Origin of the sequence: Kitasatospora sp. NPDC056184 (assembly GCF_042268405.1) — a bacterium.
Lineage (GTDB): Bacteria > Actinomycetota > Actinomycetes > Streptomycetales > Streptomycetaceae > Kitasatospora.
On the sequence record NZ_JBHJUI010000004.1, the window covers coordinates 425,321 to 442,075 of the forward strand.

Annotated in this window: 13 protein-coding genes; 6 read left to right on the forward strand and 7 right to left on the reverse strand. The window is 74.8% G+C overall.

Annotation, left to right across the window (positions count from 1 at the left end; translation table 11 throughout):
- Window positions 1-180: 180 nt before the first annotated feature.
- The 5 genes from ACFC0B_RS11835 (at window position 181) to ACFC0B_RS11855 (ending at window position 6,366) form a co-directional block, all read left to right on the forward strand.
- Window positions 181-1,512: a cryptochrome/photolyase family protein gene (locus tag ACFC0B_RS11835; protein WP_376085042.1), complete on the forward strand. Its 1,332-nt coding sequence runs from the start codon at window positions 181-183 to the stop codon at window positions 1,510-1,512.
- Between the two features lie 347 nt (window positions 1,513-1,859).
- Window positions 1,860-3,311: an endonuclease/exonuclease/phosphatase family protein gene (locus tag ACFC0B_RS11840; RefSeq protein ID WP_376085044.1), complete on the forward strand. Its 1,452-nt coding sequence runs from the start codon at window positions 1,860-1,862 to the stop codon at window positions 3,309-3,311.
- A gap of 14 nt (window positions 3,312-3,325) precedes the next feature.
- Entirely contained in the window at window positions 3,326-5,335 is a 2,010-nt protein-coding gene (locus ACFC0B_RS11845) for a phosphocholine-specific phospholipase C (RefSeq protein WP_376085046.1), read from the forward strand.
- Window positions 5,336-5,438: 103 nt separating this feature from the next.
- The gene (locus ACFC0B_RS11850) at window positions 5,439-5,912 is read left to right on the forward strand and encodes a VOC family protein (protein ID WP_376085048.1); all 474 of its coding nucleotides are present in this window, start codon (window positions 5,439-5,441) and stop codon (window positions 5,910-5,912) included.
- A 4-nt stretch (window positions 5,913-5,916) separates the two neighbouring features.
- Window positions 5,917-6,366, forward strand: a complete 450-nt coding sequence (locus ACFC0B_RS11855) for an SRPBCC family protein (RefSeq protein ID WP_376085049.1) — start codon at window positions 5,917-5,919, stop codon at window positions 6,364-6,366.
- 29 nt (window positions 6,367-6,395) lie between these two features.
- On the opposite strand, the gene ACFC0B_RS11860 is transcribed toward ACFC0B_RS11855, so the two are convergent.
- The 7 genes from ACFC0B_RS11860 to ACFC0B_RS11890 form a co-directional block, all read right to left on the reverse strand.
- Window positions 6,396-7,652, reverse strand: coding sequence for an aromatic acid exporter family protein (locus tag ACFC0B_RS11860; RefSeq protein WP_376085051.1), 1,257 nt, complete (start codon window positions 7,650-7,652; stop codon window positions 6,396-6,398).
- 16 nt (window positions 7,653-7,668) lie between these two features.
- Entirely contained in the window at window positions 7,669-8,412 is a 744-nt protein-coding gene (locus ACFC0B_RS11865) for a polyprenol monophosphomannose synthase (RefSeq protein ID WP_376085053.1), read from the reverse strand.
- Window positions 8,413-8,609: 197 nt separating this feature from the next.
- The gene (locus ACFC0B_RS11870) at window positions 8,610-8,876 is read right to left on the reverse strand and encodes a GlsB/YeaQ/YmgE family stress response membrane protein (protein WP_376085055.1); all 267 of its coding nucleotides are present in this window, start codon (window positions 8,874-8,876) and stop codon (window positions 8,610-8,612) included.
- 112 nt (window positions 8,877-8,988) lie between these two features.
- Entirely contained in the window at window positions 8,989-10,179 is a 1,191-nt protein-coding gene (locus tag ACFC0B_RS11875) for an ABC transporter ATP-binding protein (protein ID WP_376085057.1), read from the reverse strand.
- 9 nt (window positions 10,180-10,188) lie between these two features.
- Complete coding sequence (locus ACFC0B_RS11880; RefSeq protein ID WP_376085059.1) at window positions 10,189-11,022, reverse strand: carbohydrate ABC transporter permease; 834 nt, start codon at window positions 11,020-11,022, stop codon at window positions 10,189-10,191.
- Window positions 11,019-11,945, reverse strand: a complete 927-nt coding sequence (locus tag ACFC0B_RS11885; RefSeq protein ID WP_376085061.1) for a carbohydrate ABC transporter permease — start codon at window positions 11,943-11,945, stop codon at window positions 11,019-11,021. Before ACFC0B_RS11885 ends, ACFC0B_RS11880 begins: the two co-directional genes overlap by 4 nt.
- Window positions 11,942-13,213, reverse strand: coding sequence for an ABC transporter substrate-binding protein (locus ACFC0B_RS11890; protein WP_376085063.1), 1,272 nt, complete (start codon window positions 13,211-13,213; stop codon window positions 11,942-11,944). The genes ACFC0B_RS11885 and ACFC0B_RS11890 overlap by 4 nt, the downstream gene beginning before the upstream one ends.
- 301 nt (window positions 13,214-13,514) lie before the next feature.
- Here ACFC0B_RS11890 and ACFC0B_RS11895 point away from each other — a divergent pair, with 301 nt between their 5' ends.
- Window positions 13,515-16,736 (forward strand): AMP-binding protein, encoded by a 3,222-nt coding sequence (locus ACFC0B_RS11895; RefSeq protein WP_376085065.1) that lies wholly within the window; start codon window positions 13,515-13,517, stop codon window positions 16,734-16,736.
- The last annotated feature ends 19 nt before the right edge of the window (window positions 16,737-16,755 follow it).

The window sequence follows — 16,755 nt, forward strand, 5'->3', positions numbered from 1 at the left end:
CGCCCGGCCCGGGCCGTCCCCGGCGCCGGCCCGTGGCAACCCCCCCGGCGGGCCCCCCCCCCCCCCGGGCCCCCCCCCCCCCCCCCCCCCGGGGGGGGGCGCGCCCCCCCGCGGCGCGCGCCCCCGCCGTCCGTGTGCCGCACCCCGCACCACCCCCGGCCGTGCGAGGCTCGTGCCCTCATGAGCCTCGCCATCGCCCTCCTCACCCAGGACCTCCGCGTGCACGACAACCCCGTGCTGCACGCCGCCCGCGCCGCCGCCGACGCGGTCGTCCCGCTCTTCGTCCTGGACCCCGACGTCGCCGCCACCGGCTTCGCCGCGCCGAACCGCGCCGCCTTCCTCGCCGACTGCCTGACCGACCTGGACGCCTCCCTGCGCCCGCTCGGCGGCCGCCTGGTGCTGCGCCGCGGACCCGCCGCCCCCGTCACCGCCCGGCTGGCCGCCGAGCTGGACGCCGCCTCGGTGCACGTCGCCGCCGGTGTGAGCGCCTTCGCCCACCGCCGCGAGCAGGCGCTGCGCGCCGCGCTCGGCGACCGCCTGCACGTCCACGACGGCTCGCTCACCGCCGTCGTCCCCGGCGCGGTGACCCCCGCGGGCAAGGACCACTACGCCGTCTTCACCCCGTACCACCGCGCCTGGTCCCAGGCGCCCCGCCGGACCGTCCACCGCCCGCCGAAGGACCTGCGCACCCCGGAGGGCATCGCGGGCGAGCCCGTCCCCGCCGCACGACCGGAGTCGCCCGCGCTCCCGCCGGGCGGCGAGCGGGCCGGCCGCCGGCTCTGGGGGAGCTACGACCTGGACCGCTACGCCGAGCTGCACGACGACCTCGCGGCCGACGGCACCTCGCGCCTCTCGCCGTACCTGCACTTCGGCTGCCTCTCCGCCGCCGAACTGGCGGCCGAGGCGCACCGGCGCGGCGGCGACGGCGCCGAGGCGTTCGTCCGGCAGCTGGCCTGGCGCGACTTCCACCACCAGGTGCTCGCCGCCCGCCCGCAGGCCGCCCGGCAGGCCTACCGCGACCGCGGCGACCACTGGCTGCCGGAGGACGACGAGGAGTGCGCGGCCTGGCGGGCCGGGCGCACCGGCTTCCCGCTGGTCGACGCGGGCATGCGCCAGCTCGCCCACGAGGGCTGGATGCACAACCGGGCCCGGCTGGTCACCGCCTCCTTCCTCGCCAAGACCCTCTACCGGGACTGGCGGATCGGCGCGCGCCACTTCCTGCGGCTCCTGGTGGACGGGGACCTCGCCAACAACCAGCTCAACTGGCAGTGGGTGGCGGGCACCGGGACGGACACCCGGCCGAACCGGGTGCTCAACCCGCTGGCGCAGGCCGACCGGCTCGACCCGGACGGCGCCTACGTCCGCCGCTGGGTCCCTGAGCTGGCCCACGTCCCCGGACGGGCGGTGCACCGGCCGTGGCTGCTGGACGAGCGCCCGGCCGGCTACCCGGACCCGCTCGTCGACCCGACGGCGCTCTCCGATCGCCTGCGCGCCGCCCGCGGCCTGGACTGAGCCGATCCGCCCGCACTCCGGACCGAGCCGATCCGCCCGCGCCCCGGACCGAGCCGATCCGCCCGCGCCCCGGACCGAGCCGATCCGCCCGCGCCCCGGACTGAACCGCGCCCCGGACCGACCGGCGCCCTCCGCCGACCCCGGACAGCACAGTTCCCGAACCGCCCGACATTGCGTCATGTTTCGTTCACATCCCGGTCGCTGACCTTCGGATGAATGGGCCCGGCCCCACAGTTGTACAGCCAACTGTCGATGGGGCCGATCCTCCCAGCCTCCGTCAGCAGCCGCGACGGCCCCGGTCCGGTACCCCCCGACGGCCCGGCGCCCGAGCGGCGGACAGGACATCCGTGGCCACCGGCAGCACCCTGACCCTCGCCTCGTCGACCAGCCCCTCCGAAGGCGACCGCCTCACCTTCCACTGGACCACCGACGCCCCCGACCCGAAGAACTGGGTCGGCGTCTACGACGGCGACCGCCAGCCCGGCAACGGCAGCTCGCTGCTCTGGAAGTACACGGCGGCCGCCGCGGGCGACGTCCAGCTCGACACCTCCGCCCTCACCGGCGGCCCGTACACGGCGTACCTGCTCGCCAAGGACGGCTACGGCGTCCTCGCCAGGACCGAGCCCTTCACCTTCCGCCCCAAGCCCGCCGTGGTCCGCCCGCACGCCGTCGTGGACGCCTTCACCGCCACCCCGGCGGCCCCCGGCGCGCCCGTCACCGTCGAGCTCGGCGGCCTCTGGGCCCGCCCCGCCGGGAACCCGGCGGGCAGCGCGGCCTTCCGCAAGGTCTCCGGCCCGGCCTGGCTCGCGGTCGCCGCCGACGGCACCGTCACCGGCACCGTGCCGGCCGGCAGGGCGCCGCGCGACCCGGAGGTGCTGGTCGTCGGGGTCAAGGACAGCACCGGCGCCGCGGACACCGTCACCGTGCTGCTCCCGATCGCCGACCCCGCCGCCGCGCCGCGCCTCAAGGTGGCGAGCTGGAACCTCGCCGAGGCGGGCGCCGCGTTCACCGACGCGGTCGAGAAGCAGCTGCGCGTCGTCCTGGCCCAGGGCCTGGACGTGCTGGCGCTCCAGGAGACGGCCGGCACGGCGGCCCGGGCGCTGGCCGAGGCCCTCGGCTGGCACGCCCACCAGAGCGCCGGTGGCGTCGGCATCCTCAGCCGCTACCCGCTGACCGCCGTCACCGCGCCGACGGCCGACCTGCCGGCCGCCGGGGCGACCGTCCAGCTGCCGGGCGGCCGCTCCGTCCGGGTCTGGAGCGCGCACCTCGACGAGGCCGACTACGGCCCGTACGCCGCCCAGGACGGGCGCAGCGCCGCGCAGATCACCGCCGCCGAGAACGCCTCCGTTCGGGTCCGGCAGGCCAGGGCGCTGGCCGCCGCCGTCCAGGCCGACGCCGCCGCGGGCCTCCCGGTGGTGCTGGCCGGCGCCCTCGCCTCGCCGTCCCACCTCGACTGGACGGCCGCCACCGCCGCCGCGCACGCCGGCATCGGCGCGCTCGCCTGGCCGGTCACCACGGTGCTCCAGGCCGCCGGGCTCACCGACACCTTCCGCGAGGAGAACCGGGACCCGGTCAAGGCGCCGGGCATCACCTGGTCGCCGACCCGCAAGCAGCGCGCCACCGGCCAGGCCGAGCCGCAGGACCGGATCGACTACGTGCTCTACCGCGGCCGGCTGAAGCTGGTCGAGGCGCACACCCTGGTCGCCGACTGGCCGGCCACCGAGGCCGACCCGGCCGCCCTCGCCGCCAACCAGTGGCCGTCCGACACCGCCGCCGCGGTCGCCACCTTCCAGCTCTGAAAGGCCAGTTCGCGATGTCCGACCTTTCCCGCCGCACCTTCGTCGGCGCCACCGCGGCCGCCGGCGCCGCCGCCCTGACCGGCCTGCCCGGCACCCCGGCACAGGCCGCCCCCGCCCCGGGCCGGCTCACCGGCACTATCAAGGACGTCAAGCACGTCGTGGTGCTGATGCAGGAGAACCGCAGCTTCGACCACTACTTCGGCACCCTCGGCGGCGTACGCGGCTTCGGTGACAAGCAGGCGCTGCAGTTCCCCGACGGCACCGACGTGTTCCGCCAGCCCGACCCGGGCCGCGGCGACGGCGGCGCGATGCTGCCGTACCGGATGGACACCTCGAAGTACAACGCGCAGAACGCCGGCGGCCTGCCGCACGACTGGGCCACCGGCCACCAGGCCATCAACGGCGGCGCGATGAACAAGTGGATCGCCGCCAAGGGCGAGCGCACCATGGGCTACTTCACCCGCGAGGACATCCCCTACCAGTACGCGCTGGCCGACGCGTTCACCCTCTGCGACGCCTACTTCACCTCGCTCGCCGGCCCGACCGACCCCAACCGGCTCTACCTGTGGACCGGCACCGCCGGCCCCGGCCGCGACGGCACCACCGGCCCGTGGATCGACAACACGCCCGTCACCGACAACCCCGTCGCCGACTGGACCACCTACGCCGAGCGCCTCCAGCAGGCCGGGGTGAGCTGGCGGGTCTACCACAACCCCAGCAAGGACGACCGCACCGGCGACTACGACGACAACGCCCTGTCGTACTTCAAGCAGTTCCACGCATTCCCGAAGGACGACCCGCGGTACCTCAACGCGATGACGAAGTTCGACCCGGCGGCCTTCGACGCGCACTGCAAGGACGGCACCCTGCCGACCATCTCCTGGCTGGTCGCCCCCTACCTGTTCTCCGAGCACCCGGAGGCCGGCCCGGCGTACGGCGCGCACTGGGTGAACCAGGCCCTGCAGTCGCTGATGTCCAACCCGGACGTCTGGCGGCACACCGTCTTCCTGGTGATGTACGACGAGAACGACGGCTACTTCGACCACATGGTGCCGCCGACCCCCGAGCCGGGCACGCCGGAGGAGTTCACCCACGGCCGCGCCATCGGCCTCGGCAACCGCGTGCCGCTGTGGGTCGTCTCGCCCTGGTCGCGCGGCGGCTGGGTCAACTCCCAGGTCTTCGACCACACCTCGGTGCTGCGCTTCATGGAGCAGGTCACCGGCGTCGCCGAGCCCAACATCTCCGCCTGGCGCCGCGCCGTCTGCGGCGACCTCACCAGCTGCTTCGACTTCGCTGCGCCCGACCCGTCGATCCCGCGACTCCCGGACACCAACGCCCTGATGGCCCGGGCCGACGCCGGGACGAAGCTGCCGGGCGTCCAACTCCCGGCCGCCGGCGCCCAGTCGATGCCCGTCCAGGAGCGCGGCGACCGTCCGCACCGCCGTCTGCCCTACCAGCCCTGGGCCGAGGCCGAGGTGGACCGGCGCACCGGCCGGGTCACCTGCACGATGAGCAACGACGGAAGCGTCGCCTTCCCGTACACGGTCTACCCGAACATCGCGTTGCCCTTCGCGGGCACGCCGTTCACGGTGGCGCCCGGCGCCTCGGCGACGTACGTCTGGGAGGCCGCGGCGACCAACGGCCGCTACGACTTCACCGTGCACGGCCCCGACGGCTTCGTCCGCCGCTTCGCCGGCACCGTGGTCCGCGACGGCCTCGGCGGGGACGGCAAGGGCGGCGCCCGGCAGCCCGAGGGCCAGAACGACATCGGCATCCCGATCGTCACCGCCGACCTCGCCGGCTCGGGCCGGCTCACCCTCCAGCTGGTCAACGACGGCATGACCGACGTCTGCTTCTCCGTCGCGCCGCACGACTTCGCGGGCACCGCGCAGACCGTCCGGGTGCGGCCCGGCAAGCAGACCAACCTCGCCTGGCCGCTGGACAAGCAGGGCCGCTACGACGTGGTGGTCACCGCCGCCACCGGCCAGCGCTTCACCCGCCGCTACGCGGGCTGGGTGCACTGAGCCCTCACCCGCCGCGGTACGCGCCGCGGCCGGGGGCGCCGAATCGGTGACCCCCGGCCGTGGCGCGGCCGCCCGGCCGGGGCCCGCCGCTACCGTCGGCTCCATGCAGCAGATCACCCCATGCCTCTGGTACGACGACCAGGCCGAGGAGGCCGTCCGCCACTACACCTCGGTCATCCCGAACTCGCGGATCACCGGCACCACCCACTACACCGAGGCGGGCCCCGGTACCCCCGGCGCCGTGCTGACCGTCGCCTTCGAGCTCGACGGCCGCCCCTTCGTCGCCCTCAACGGCGGCCCGATCTTCCCGTTCACCGAGGCCGTCTCGCTCCAGGTGCAGTGCGACGACCAGGCGGAGGTGGACCGGCTCTGGGCGGCGCTGCTGGAGGGCGGCGGACAGGAGAGCCAGTGCGGCTGGCTGAAGGACCGCTGGGGCCTGTCCTGGCAGATCACCCCGCGCGTCCTGATCGACCTGGTCTCCGACCCGGACCGCGACAAGGCCGCCCGGGTGACCAGGGCCATGCTGTCCATGCGCCGGATCGACATCCGGCAGCTGCTCGACGCGGCGGAGGGGTGAGCGCGTGGCCGTCCCCGCCTACCGCCACATCTCCTATCTGCACGCCACCCCGCAGCGGGTCTGGCACGCGCTCACCAACCCGGACGAGTCCGGCCTCTACTGGGGCCACCGCAACGTCTCCACCTGGCAGCCGGGCGCCCGCTGGGAGCACCAGCGCGCGGACGGCTCCGGCGTGGCGGACGCGTTCGGCACGGTGGAGGCGGCCGACCGGCCGAACCGGCTGGTCACCACCTGGTCCGGCCCGGGGCAGGAGCCGGCGGCCGGCCCGTCCGTGGTGACCTTCGAGCTGCGCTCCCACCAGGACCTCACCCGGCTGACCGTCACCCACGACAACCTGGCCGACGAGGCCGAGCGCGCGGACGCCGAGGCGGGCTGGTCGGCGGTGCTGTCCAATCTGAAGACCTACCTGGAAACCGGCCACCCGCTCCCGCAGGACCCCTGGTCGATGCCCTGAGGCCCGTGCCGGACGGGGCGCCGCCCGGCTCAGGCCTGCCGGGCCCGCTTGCGCCCGCGCCGCGCCCGGCCGAAGCCCGGACGGTCGCCGCGCACCCACCGGCGCAGTCGGCCGAGCCGGGAGAACCGCTCCCGGCTCGCCACCGACGCCCGGTCCAGCTCCTCCATCAGCCGCCGCGAGCGGTGCTCCAGGTCCAGCTCGTCGAGGATCCGGTCGACCTCGGTCAGCAGCGAGCCGAGCAGGTGCCAGGCGTCCGGGTCCGCCCGCACCTGCTCCAGCAGCAGCCGGGCGACGTTCTCCCGGCTCGCCCAGGCGGCGGCCAGCTCGGCGGTGAGCCGTTCCTCGGCCTCCTCGGCGTTCAGGCTGACCTGGGTGGTGACCAGGACGGCGAAGCTCACCAGCGCGCCGCCGACGTGCGCGAGCAGTTCCTCCATCGCCACCGCCAGCGCCGGGGCGACCAGCGGCTCCCCGGGCGCGCGCCGCTTGGCGAGGTCGGTCAGCGTGCGGGAGATCACCCGGATCACCACCACGCAGATCTCCAGGGTGTCCAGCCCGGTGCGCAGCACCAGCCGGGAGAGCAGCCCCTCGCTGATCCGGGGGTTGAACCGGAGGCTGTCCTCGGCCTGGCGCAGCGCGGCGTCCACGTCGGCGATCGCCTGGTCGAGGCGGCGGGCCTCGTGCAGGCGCTCGGCGGCGTCCGCGACGGGGGTCGGCCGGCCCAGCTGGTCGGAGAGGTCGAGGAGCAGGTGCCGGGCCCGGCGGGAGAGGTCCTCGATCGACTGGCCGGCGGTGTCCACCCAGACCGGTGGCGCGAAGACCAGGTTGAACAGCAGGCCGACGGTCGCGCCGATCAGCGTCTCCAGCACCCGGTCCCAGGCCCGGGAGGTCACCTGGGTGACGCCGAGGATCAGCATCGCGCTGATCGCGACCTCCTGGACGAACTCGTCCACCCGGACGAACCGGCCGATCACCAGCGAGGCCAGGATGATCAGTCCGAGGCTCCACCAGGAGAGCCCGACGACGGTGCTGAAGCCGATCGCGATCAGCACGCCGACCACCACCGAGTTGACCCGGCGGATGCTGGTGGTGAGCGTCGAGTAGACGGTGACCTGGACGACCAGCAGCGCGGTGAGCGGCGCGGTCAGCGGGGCGGGCTCGCTGCTGAGCCAGGTCGCCACCACGTAGGAGAGCGTCGCGGCGACGGTCGCCCGGGCGGTCTGCACGGCGAAGGGTTCACGGGCGGCGCGCCGCAGCAGGGCGACGGCCCGGTCGGGCGCCAGGGCCACGCGGACCTCCTTGTCGCTACGGCTTGCCGCGGCGCCCCTCGCGCAGCAGCTTCCACGGCGCGAGCGCCGACTCCACCTGCACCCCGAGGCTCATCTTCGAGGCGCCCTCGACCCGCTCCTCGAAGCGGATCGGCACTTCCTTGATGGTGAGTCCGCGCCGCACCACCCGGTGGTTCAGCTCGACCTGGAAGGAGTACCCGTTGCTGTGCACCGACGGCAGGTCGATCGCCCGCAGGGTCTCCGCGCGCCAGGCCTTGTAGCCGGCGGTGGCGTCCCGCACGCCCAGGCTCAGGATGGTGTTCACGTAGAAGTTGGCCCAGGAGGAGAGCGCCTTGCGGTGCCACGGCCACTCCGCGGCGGTCGATCCGCCCGGCACGTAGCGGGAGCCGAGCACCACGGCCGTGTCGTCGGCGAGCAGGGTCGTCACCATGAGCGGCAGGACGGCGGCGGGGTGGGAGAGGTCGGCGTCCATCTGCACGACCACGTCGGCGCCGTCCTCCAGGGCCCGGGTCATGCCGGCGACGTAGGCCCGGCCGAGGCCGTCCTTCTCGGTGCGGTGCAGCACCCGTACCCGGTCGCCGGACCCGGCGGCCAGCTTGTCGGCGACCTCCCCGGTGCCGTCGGGCGAGTTGTCGTCGACCACCAGCAGGTGCAGGTTCGGCAGGTCGAGGTCGGCCAGCAGTCCGGCGAGGACCGGCAGGTTCTCCCGTTCGTTGTAGGTGGGCACGACCACAACGACCTTCGGGGAGGCCTCGACCATCTTCTGTTCCCTCGCGAGTTCGGCGCCCGCTGGCCGGCGCGGTCATCGGCACCCGCGCAGGGTCGGACGGTCGTCCAGTGCTCCGGCCGCCGTCGTCACCGCGGCCGCCGTGGTACGGCCGTGCGAGTCTAGCCGCGCCGCCCCGGACGCCGTCGCGCCGGACCACCCTCCGGTCCGGGCGTCATCCGCCCCGATCCTCATCTGGTCCGGCGGGAGCTCCAGGCGGGGGCGACGACGGCCACCAGGAGGACGGCGAAGCCGATCTGGAGCAGATGGCGGATCCAGTCGATCCCGGAGGTGTTCCGGACGCCGATCCAGCCGGAGACCGCGTTCCCCAGCCAGGCCCCGCCGGCGCCGAGCAGCATGGTCAGCCACCACGGGATCGACTGCGGGCCGCGCAGGATCAGTTTGGCGATCACGCCGAGCACGAAGCCGATGAGCAGAATCCACAGGAGCTGGAACATCGCATTCCACCTTTCGAGGCGCGTTCCCCCATGATCGCCCGAACCGTCCGGCACGGCACGTCCAGCGGAGGCGAGGAGGCGTTCGGCCCCCGCCTGCCCCTTTCTCCGCGTCCTAACCGTCCGCTCTTCCCGCTTCGCCGCTCAGCGCGGCCCCGGTGGCCGGGTCGAAGACGTGCAACCGCCCGGTGTCGATCCACAGCTCCAGCGGGGCGCCCTCGGCCGCCCGGGTGGCGGTGCCGATCCGGGCCACCACCTCCCGGCCGGGCGCCCCGGCGCCCGTCTCCGCCCGCCGCGCGCCGATCTCCTCCAGACCGCCGCCGGAGACCGCGTCGCCCTCCACGGTGAAGTGCGCGAACACGTCCGAGCCCACCGACTCCAGGACCTCGATCCCGACCGTGACGGTCGCGCCGCCCACCGGGTGCTCCAGCAGCGCGGCGTCCTCGAAGTGCTCGGGGCGGATGCCGACCACCACCTCGCGCGGCGCGTCCGCCGCCGTGAGCCGCCGGCGCAGCCGGTCGCCCAGCGGCAGGTCGCCGAGCGCGGTGCGCACCAGGCCCTCCTCCAGCCGGCCGTGCAGCAGGTTCATGCCGGGTGAGCCGATGAACCCGGCGACGAACAGGTTGGCCGGCTCGTCGTACAGCCGTTGCGGCGGGCCGACCTGCTGGACCAGGCCCGCGCGCAGCACCACCACCCGGTCGCCCAGCGTCATCGCCTCGACCTGGTCGTGGGTGACGTAGACGGTGGTGGTGCCCAGGCGCCGCTGCAGCCGGGAGATCTGGGTGCGCATCTGCACCCGCAGCTTGGCGTCCAGGTTGGACAGCGGCTCGTCCATCAGGAACGCCTTGGGGTCGCGGACGATCGCCCGGCCCATCGCCACGCGCTGGCGCTGCCCGCCGGAGAGGTTGGCGGGCCGGCGGTCCAGGTGCTCGGTGAGGTCGAGGATCCGGGCCGCCTCCTCCACCTTGGCGGCGACCACCGCCTTGTCGGTCTTCGCCAGCCGCAGCGCGAAACCCATGTTCTGACGGACCGTCATGTGCGGGTAGAGCGCGTAGCTCTGGAACACCATGGCGATGTCGCGGTCCTTGGGCGCCCGGTCGTTGACCACCTGCCCGCCGATCCGCAGGGTGCCGCCGGTGATGTCCTCCAGGCCCGCGATCATGTTCAGGGTGGTGGACTTCCCGCAGCCCGAGGGGCCGACCAGGATGACGAACTCGCCGTCGGCGACCGTCAGATCGAGGTCGTGGACGGCCACCGAGCCGTCGGGGTAGCGCTTGCTGATGCCGTCGAGGACGATCTCCGCCATCGGTCCGCGTCATCCCTTCACTGCGCCGGCGGTCAGGCCGGCCACGATGCGGCGTTGGAAGAACAGCACGAACAGCACGATCGGCACCGTGATCACCACGGCCGCGGCGGCGATCGAGCCGGTCGGCTGCTGGAACTGGGAGCTGCCGGTGAAGAAGGCGATCGCGGCGGGCACGGTGCGCGCGGCGTCCGTGGAGGTCAGCGAGATCGCGAAGAGGAAGTCGTTCCAGCAGAAGATGAAGACCAGGATGGCGGTGGTGAACACGCCCGGCGCCGCCAGCGGGGCGATCACCAGCCGGAACGCCTGGGCGGGCGTCGCGCCGTCCACCTTGGCGGCCTTCTCCAGCTCCCACGGGATCTCCCGGAAGAACGCCGAGAGGGTGTAGATCGCCAGCGGCAGCGAGAAGGTCATGTAAGGGATGATCAGCCCCGCCCAGGTGTCGAAGATCCCCAGCGCCCGCTCGATCTCGAACAGCGGCGAGACCAGCGAGATCGGCGGGAACATCGCGATCAGCAGCGACATCCCGATCAGCAGCCGCTTGCCGGGGAAGCGCAGCCGGGCCACCGCGTACGCCGCCATGGTGGCGAGCACCACCGCGACCGTGGTGGCGATCACCGCGATGCCGATCGAGTTGACCAGGGCCCGGGTGAACTCCGAGGTGTGGAAGATGCCGCGGTAGTTCTCCAGCGTCCAGCTGCGCGGCACGAAGTTGCCGTCGGTCAGGGTGGCCGGGTCCTTGAAGGACAGCGCGGCGATCCACCAGACCGGGAACAGCGCGTACAGCACCACCACCAGGTTGACCACGCCCCAGCCCGCCCCGGCCCGGGCCTGCCGGGCGGTCACCGGTGCTCCGCCGAACCGCCGGGCGCCGCGGCGCCGAAGACCTTGACGAAGACCAGGGCGATCGCCGCCACGCAGAGGAACACCAGCACCGAGATCGCCGAGCCGATGCCCAGGTTGAGCGCGGTGAAGAGGTTGTCGTAGCCGAGGATCGACACCGAGCCGGTGTCGTTGGCGCCGCCGGTCAGCACGTAGATGTTGTCGAAGATCCGGAACGCGTCCAGGGTCCGGAACAGCAGCGCCACCAGGATGGCCGGCTTCATCAGCGGCAGGACCACCAGCCGCAGGCGCTGCCCGAAGCCGGCGCCGTCGACCATCGCGGCCCGCACCGTCTCGGCCGGCACCAGCGCCAGGCCCGCCAGCAGGAGCAGCGCCATGAACGGCGTGGTCTTCCAGACCTCGGCCAGCACGATCAGGCCGATCGCCGGCCAGTGCTCGGTGAGCGGCGCGCTGTCCTCGGGCAGCAGCGCCGCCAGGTACCCGGTGCCGGGCGTCCAGGCGTACTGCCAGGAGTAGGCGGCCACCACGGTGACGATGCCGTAGGGCACGAGCACCGCCGTCCGCACCAGGCCCCGCCCGACCACCGCCCGGTGCATCACCAGCGCCAGCGCCAGGCCCAGCACCAGCTCGACCGCCACCGAGACGACGGTGATCAGCACCGTCACCCAGAGCGCCTGCCACCAGTACGGCGAGGACAGCACGGCGCCGTAGTTGGCGAAGCCGACGAACGCGGAGCGGTCCGGGAAGCGCAGGTCGTAGCGCTGGAAGGAGAGGTAGACGGCGTAGCCGACCGGATAGGCCGTCACCAGGAGCATCACCAGCACGGCGGGGGCGCACAGCAGCCAGCCGAGCCGGCGCTCCTGCCGGGAGCCCTCGGAGGGCCGGCCGGCCCGCGCCGCCGGGGGCCGCGTTCCGGTCGCGGTCATGGAATCAACCCCTTCGAGCCGAGCGCGTCCCTGATCTGCCCGGACAGGTCGGCCACGGTGCGCTCCGGGTCCACCGCCGACGGCGGGGAGAGGGCGTGCGCGACGGCGATCGAGACGTTCTGGTAGGCGGGTGTCTGCGGCCGCACCGAGGCCGAGTCGAGGGCTCGCAGCACGTCCGCCGCGAACGGGTAGCTCGCGGTGAGTTCGGCGGCGGTGTACAGGCTGCGCAGCGACGGCGGCAGGCCGCCCTTGAGCGCGTTGGTCAGCTGGTTGTCGCGGTTGCGCAGGCACAGGACGGCCTCCTGGGCGGCGTCCGGGTACCGGGAGTAGCCCCCGACGGCGAGGTCGATGCCGCCGATGGTCACCGTCGCGGGCCGTCCGGGGACGACCGAGGGGTAGGGCGCCCAGCGGAAGTGGGGGAACAGCTCGGGCTTGTTCTCCTTCATCGACGGATAGACGAAGGGGTAGTTGAGCTCGAAGGCGGCGGTGCCGGACTCCATCGCCAGCCGGTTCTCGTCCTCCCTCTGGTTGGACAGCGAGGGATCGGCGGCGGGGGAGGTGGCGAGGTCCCGGATCACCCGCGCGGCGGTGACGGCCGGCTCGCCCAGCGAGGGCGCCGTCGCGTCGGGGGTGAGGATCGAGCCGCCCGCGCTGGTGACCAGGGTGTTGAACCAGACCGTCAGCCCCTCGTACTGGGCGCCCTGCACCTCGACGAAGTGCGGCTTGTCCTGCTCGGCGAGCCGGCGCGCGGCCCGCAGCATCTCGTCCCAGGTGGCGGGCGCGGCGGGCACCAGGTCGTCGCGGTACCAGAGCAGCTGGGTGTTGGAGTTGTACGGGACGGCGTACAGCCGGTCCTTCCAGGTGGCGGTCTGCAGCGCGGCCGCCAGGGTGTCCTCGCTCGCCCTCTCGCGCAGCGGACCGGTCCACTCGCGCACCCAGCCGGCCTCCGCGAACTCCGGTGTCCAGGTGACGTCCAGGCCCATGATGTCGACGCCGGTGTCGTGCGCGGCCAGCCGGCGCACCAGCTGCTGGCGCTGGCCGTCGGCGGTGCGGGGCAGCTTGTTGTAGCGGATGGACCAGCGCCCGCCGGAGTCGCGGCCGCAGGTGTCGGCGGCCTGCTGGAGCGCGCCCGAGTCGTCGGGGAAGTTGTACCAGTCGAGGACGACCGGTCCGCCGCCCCCGGAGCCCCCGCCGCTCCCGCACGCGGCCAGTGTCCACGCGAGCAGGAGCACCAGGGCGAGCGCGACCCGGTGGTTCGGCCTGGGCATCGCCACTCCCTCCGGTGGACCGGTCCGCGGCTGGCCCACGCTAGGCCGGACGGCCGCCGCCCGCGGCGACCCGCCGGTGCGACACCCCCGGGACCGCCCGGGCGGGCTAGAGACGAGGCCCGCCCTCTCGGATCACGCCGGATCGGCGGGCGTTTCCTCCAGCCCGCGGCCGGGGGAGGGCGTGCTCCGGCGGCGACCGTCCGACGGCCCCGCCCGGCCGCAAGCCGGACGGGGCCGTCGGTGCTCCGGACGCCTCGGCGGGTGTCCCACGGCCCGTCGCCGCAGTTCGCCGAACCGCCGGGTGGCGGGGGGAGCGGTTCCGGTTGGGGCGGGACGGCTCTGGCGGGCGACCGCGCCGAGCCGCTACGGTCTGGACCAGCACCCGCCCTGGCCTCTTCCGGGAGTCGTCATCAGCACCCGATCCACCGTCAGCGCCGTTCCCGCCTCCGCCGGTTCGCCGCCCGACGCGCTCACCCTGACCGATCTGCTCGACGACCGCGCCCGGCGGCACCCCGACCGGCCCGCGCTGCTCGTACCCGGCCGCCCCGTGCTCGACTACCGGGCGTGGCGCGAACGGGCCGTGCGCGCCGCCCACGGGCTCGCGCGGGCCGGCGTCCGCCCGGGGGAGCGGGTGCTGCTGCTCTTCCCCAACCGGGCCTGGGACGACTACGCGGTGGCCTTCCTGGCCGCGCACTACGCGGGCGCGGCGGGCGTCGTCGCCCGCGAGGACCTCAGCGCCGAGGACACCGCGCGGCTGGCGGGCGACAGCGGGGCCGTCCTCGCCGTCGCCCCCGCGGCCGAGGACGAGCGCGCCTCGGCCGCCGGCCTCCGCACCCTGCGGCTCGCCGACCTGGAGGCGGCCGGTGCCGGCGACGGGCAGCCGCCGCACCGCCCCGCCCCCGGGGACCTCGCCCAGGTCATCGGCACCTCCGGCACCACCGGCGCGCCCAAGGGCGTGCACGCCGCCCACGCCAGCCTGACCGCCGGCCAGCGGCTCGACCCGCGCCCGCGCCCCTACGCCCACTCGGCGCACGCGGTGCACGCCTTCCCGATCGGCACCAACGCCGCCCAGGTGGTCCTGGTCAACGCGCTGGTCGCCGCGCCCGCCACGATCTGCCTGCCGCGCTTCGACGCCGAGGAGTTCGGCCGGACCGTCGCCGAGCACCGCGTGGGCACCGTCTTCCTGGTGCCGTCGATGGCCGTCGAACTGCTCAACTCGGGCGTCGCCGTCCGGCACGACCTCGGCAGTGTCCTGCTCATCAGCTCCTCCGCCGCCGCGCTGCCCGCCCCCGTCGCCGCCGCCCTGCGCGAGGCCCTGCCGACCGCGGCCCTGGTCAACACCTACACCTCCGCCGAGGCGTCCCCCGCCCAGATATCCGCCGTCGTCGACGCCCGCCGCCCCGGCTCGGTCGGCCGCCCCGCCAACCCCGGCGACCTGCGGCTGCTCGGCGAGGACGGCCGCCCCGTCGAGCCGGGCGCCGTCGGCGAGGTCTGGCTGCGCCAGCCCGGCCCGCCGCGCGGCTACACCGCCGGCGCCGACGCCTCGGCCGCCGTCTTCCGGGACGGCTGGGTGCGGATGGGCGACCTCGGCCGGCTCGACGCCGACGGCTACCTGTACCTGATCGACCGGGAGAGCGACGTCATCAAGTCCGGCGCCCTCAAGGTGTCCACCCTGCGCATCGAGGACGTCCTGCACGCCCACCCGCGGGTCGCCGACGCCGCCGCGCTCGGCCTGCCGCACCCGGTCATGGGCGCCGTGCCGGTGGCCGCCGTCGTGCCCGCCGCCGACGGCCTGGACCTCGACGAACTGCGGCTCTTCCTCGCCGAACGGCTCGGCCGCGCCGAACTGCCGGTCCGCATCCTGGTCACCGATCGGCTGCCCCGCAACCCCAGCGGCAAGGTCGTCAAGCACCACCTGCGCGCCCGCTTCGAGGAACCGGCCCCGGCGGCCGGCGGCACCCCGCCCGCCACCGAGCACGAACGCGCCCTCGCCGCCGTCTGGCGCAGGATCCTCGGCCGGCCCGTCGAGGCCGTGGAGGAGGAGTTCTTCGCCCTCGGCGGCGACTCCTTCCGCGCCGTCCAGCTCGCCGCTGCCGTCTCTGCCGAGTTCGACGTCACCGCGAGCACCGCCCTCGTCTTCGAACGCCCCTCGCTGCGCGCCCAGGCCGCCTGGCTCGCCGCCGCCCCGAAGAACGCCGACGCCCCGCCCCCGGTCGGCGACACCGAGCTCTCCCCGTTCCTGCGCGAGCTGCGCGCCCAGCCGCACGACATCCCGCTCACCTCCCAGCAGGAGAACTTCCTGCGCTGGATGGCCGAGGCCGAGGGCCGCAACGTCGGCTCGGTCGCCGTCATGTTCCGCGTCACCGAGGCGCTGCGCCCCGACCTGCTGACCGAGGCGCTGTACGAGGCGGTGCGCCGCCACCCGGCGCTGCGCACCCGGTTCGTGCCGGTGCCCGGCGCCGCGCCGGGCGTGCGGCGCGCCGTGGTCGACGCGGAGCCGGAGGTCGAGGCCATCCTGGTCGACGCCCCGGGCGAGAGCGACGACGAGGTGTCGGCCCGGCTGATCGCCGTCCGGGACCGGCTCACCGACGTCGGCAAGGGCCCGATGACCGGCCTGGCGGTGGTCAGCCGGGCCCCCGACGACCACGCCGTGCTGCTCGCCGTCCACCACATCGTCGGCGACGGCTGGTCGGTCGGCGTGCTGCTGCGCGACCTCGGCGTCATCTACTCGGCGCTGCGCCGAGGCCGCCCCGCACCCCCGCCGCGCCCGATGCCGACACTCGGTGAGCTGGTCACCCGCGCCAACGCCCACTGGCCGGTCTCCCGCGCCCACTTCGCCCGCACCCTCGGCGGCGCGCCCGAGGCCGTGCACCCGTTCCCCGGCCGCGCCGACACCGAGACGGTGCTCAGCGCCGCCCACCGCCTCGCCGTCCCCGCCGCCCGGGCCGCCGCCCTGCGCGAACGGGCCGCCGAGGCCGGGGCCACCCCCTTCCAGGCCCTGGCCACGGTCTGGCTCGGGCTGCTGGCGGAGCGCAGCGGCCAGGACGACCTCGTCCTGATGACCCCCGTGCCCGGCCGGACCTCGCCCGAGGCCGAACAGGCCGTCGGCTGCTTCGTACAGTCCCTGCTGCTGCGGGTCGACGCCTCCGGCGTCCCCGGCTTCGCCGAACTCCTCGCCCGGGTCCGCGACACCGCCACCGCGGCCCTGGACCACCAGCTGTACCCCTTCGCGGAGTTCAGCCCGATGGTGCCGTTCGCCGCCTGGCTCCGCTACGAGAGCTGGAACGCCCCCGCGCAGCTCCCCGGCCTGGCCTGCACGGCCTGGGAGGTACCGCGCAGCGCCACCGTCCCCTACCCGCTCCCCGGCGGCGACCGGCACGTCCCCGAGCTCGCGGCCACCGAACAGCCCGACGGCTCCCTGGTCTGCTGGCTCCGCTACAACGAGCACGCCTTCGGCCGGGCCGCCGTCGAGTCGCTGGCGGCCGCCCTGGAGGCCCGCATCGCGGAGGCCGCCGGCGGCTGACAGCCGCCGTCCGCCGGTG

Coding starts and splice junctions, on each gene's coding strand:
- ACFC0B_RS11850 (WP_376085048.1), top strand. CDS start 5,439: ATGCAGCAGATCACCCCATGCCTCTGGTACGACGACCAGGCCGAGGAG.
- ACFC0B_RS11865 (WP_376085053.1), bottom strand. CDS start 8,412: ATGGTCGAGGCCTCCCCGAAGGTCGTTGTGGTCGTGCCCACCTACAAC.
- ACFC0B_RS11890 (WP_376085063.1), bottom strand. CDS start 13,213: ATGCCCAGGCCGAACCACCGGGTCGCGCTCGCCCTGGTGCTCCTGCTC.
- ACFC0B_RS11885 (WP_376085061.1), bottom strand. CDS start 11,945: ATGACCGCGACCGGAACGCGGCCCCCGGCGGCGCGGGCCGGCCGGCCC.
- ACFC0B_RS11835 (WP_376085042.1), top strand. CDS start 181: ATGAGCCTCGCCATCGCCCTCCTCACCCAGGACCTCCGCGTGCACGAC.
- ACFC0B_RS11870 (WP_376085055.1), bottom strand. CDS start 8,876: ATGTTCCAGCTCCTGTGGATTCTGCTCATCGGCTTCGTGCTCGGCGTG.
- ACFC0B_RS11845 (WP_376085046.1), top strand. CDS start 3,326: ATGTCCGACCTTTCCCGCCGCACCTTCGTCGGCGCCACCGCGGCCGCC.
- ACFC0B_RS11875 (WP_376085057.1), bottom strand. CDS start 10,179: ATGGCGGAGATCGTCCTCGACGGCATCAGCAAGCGCTACCCCGACGGC.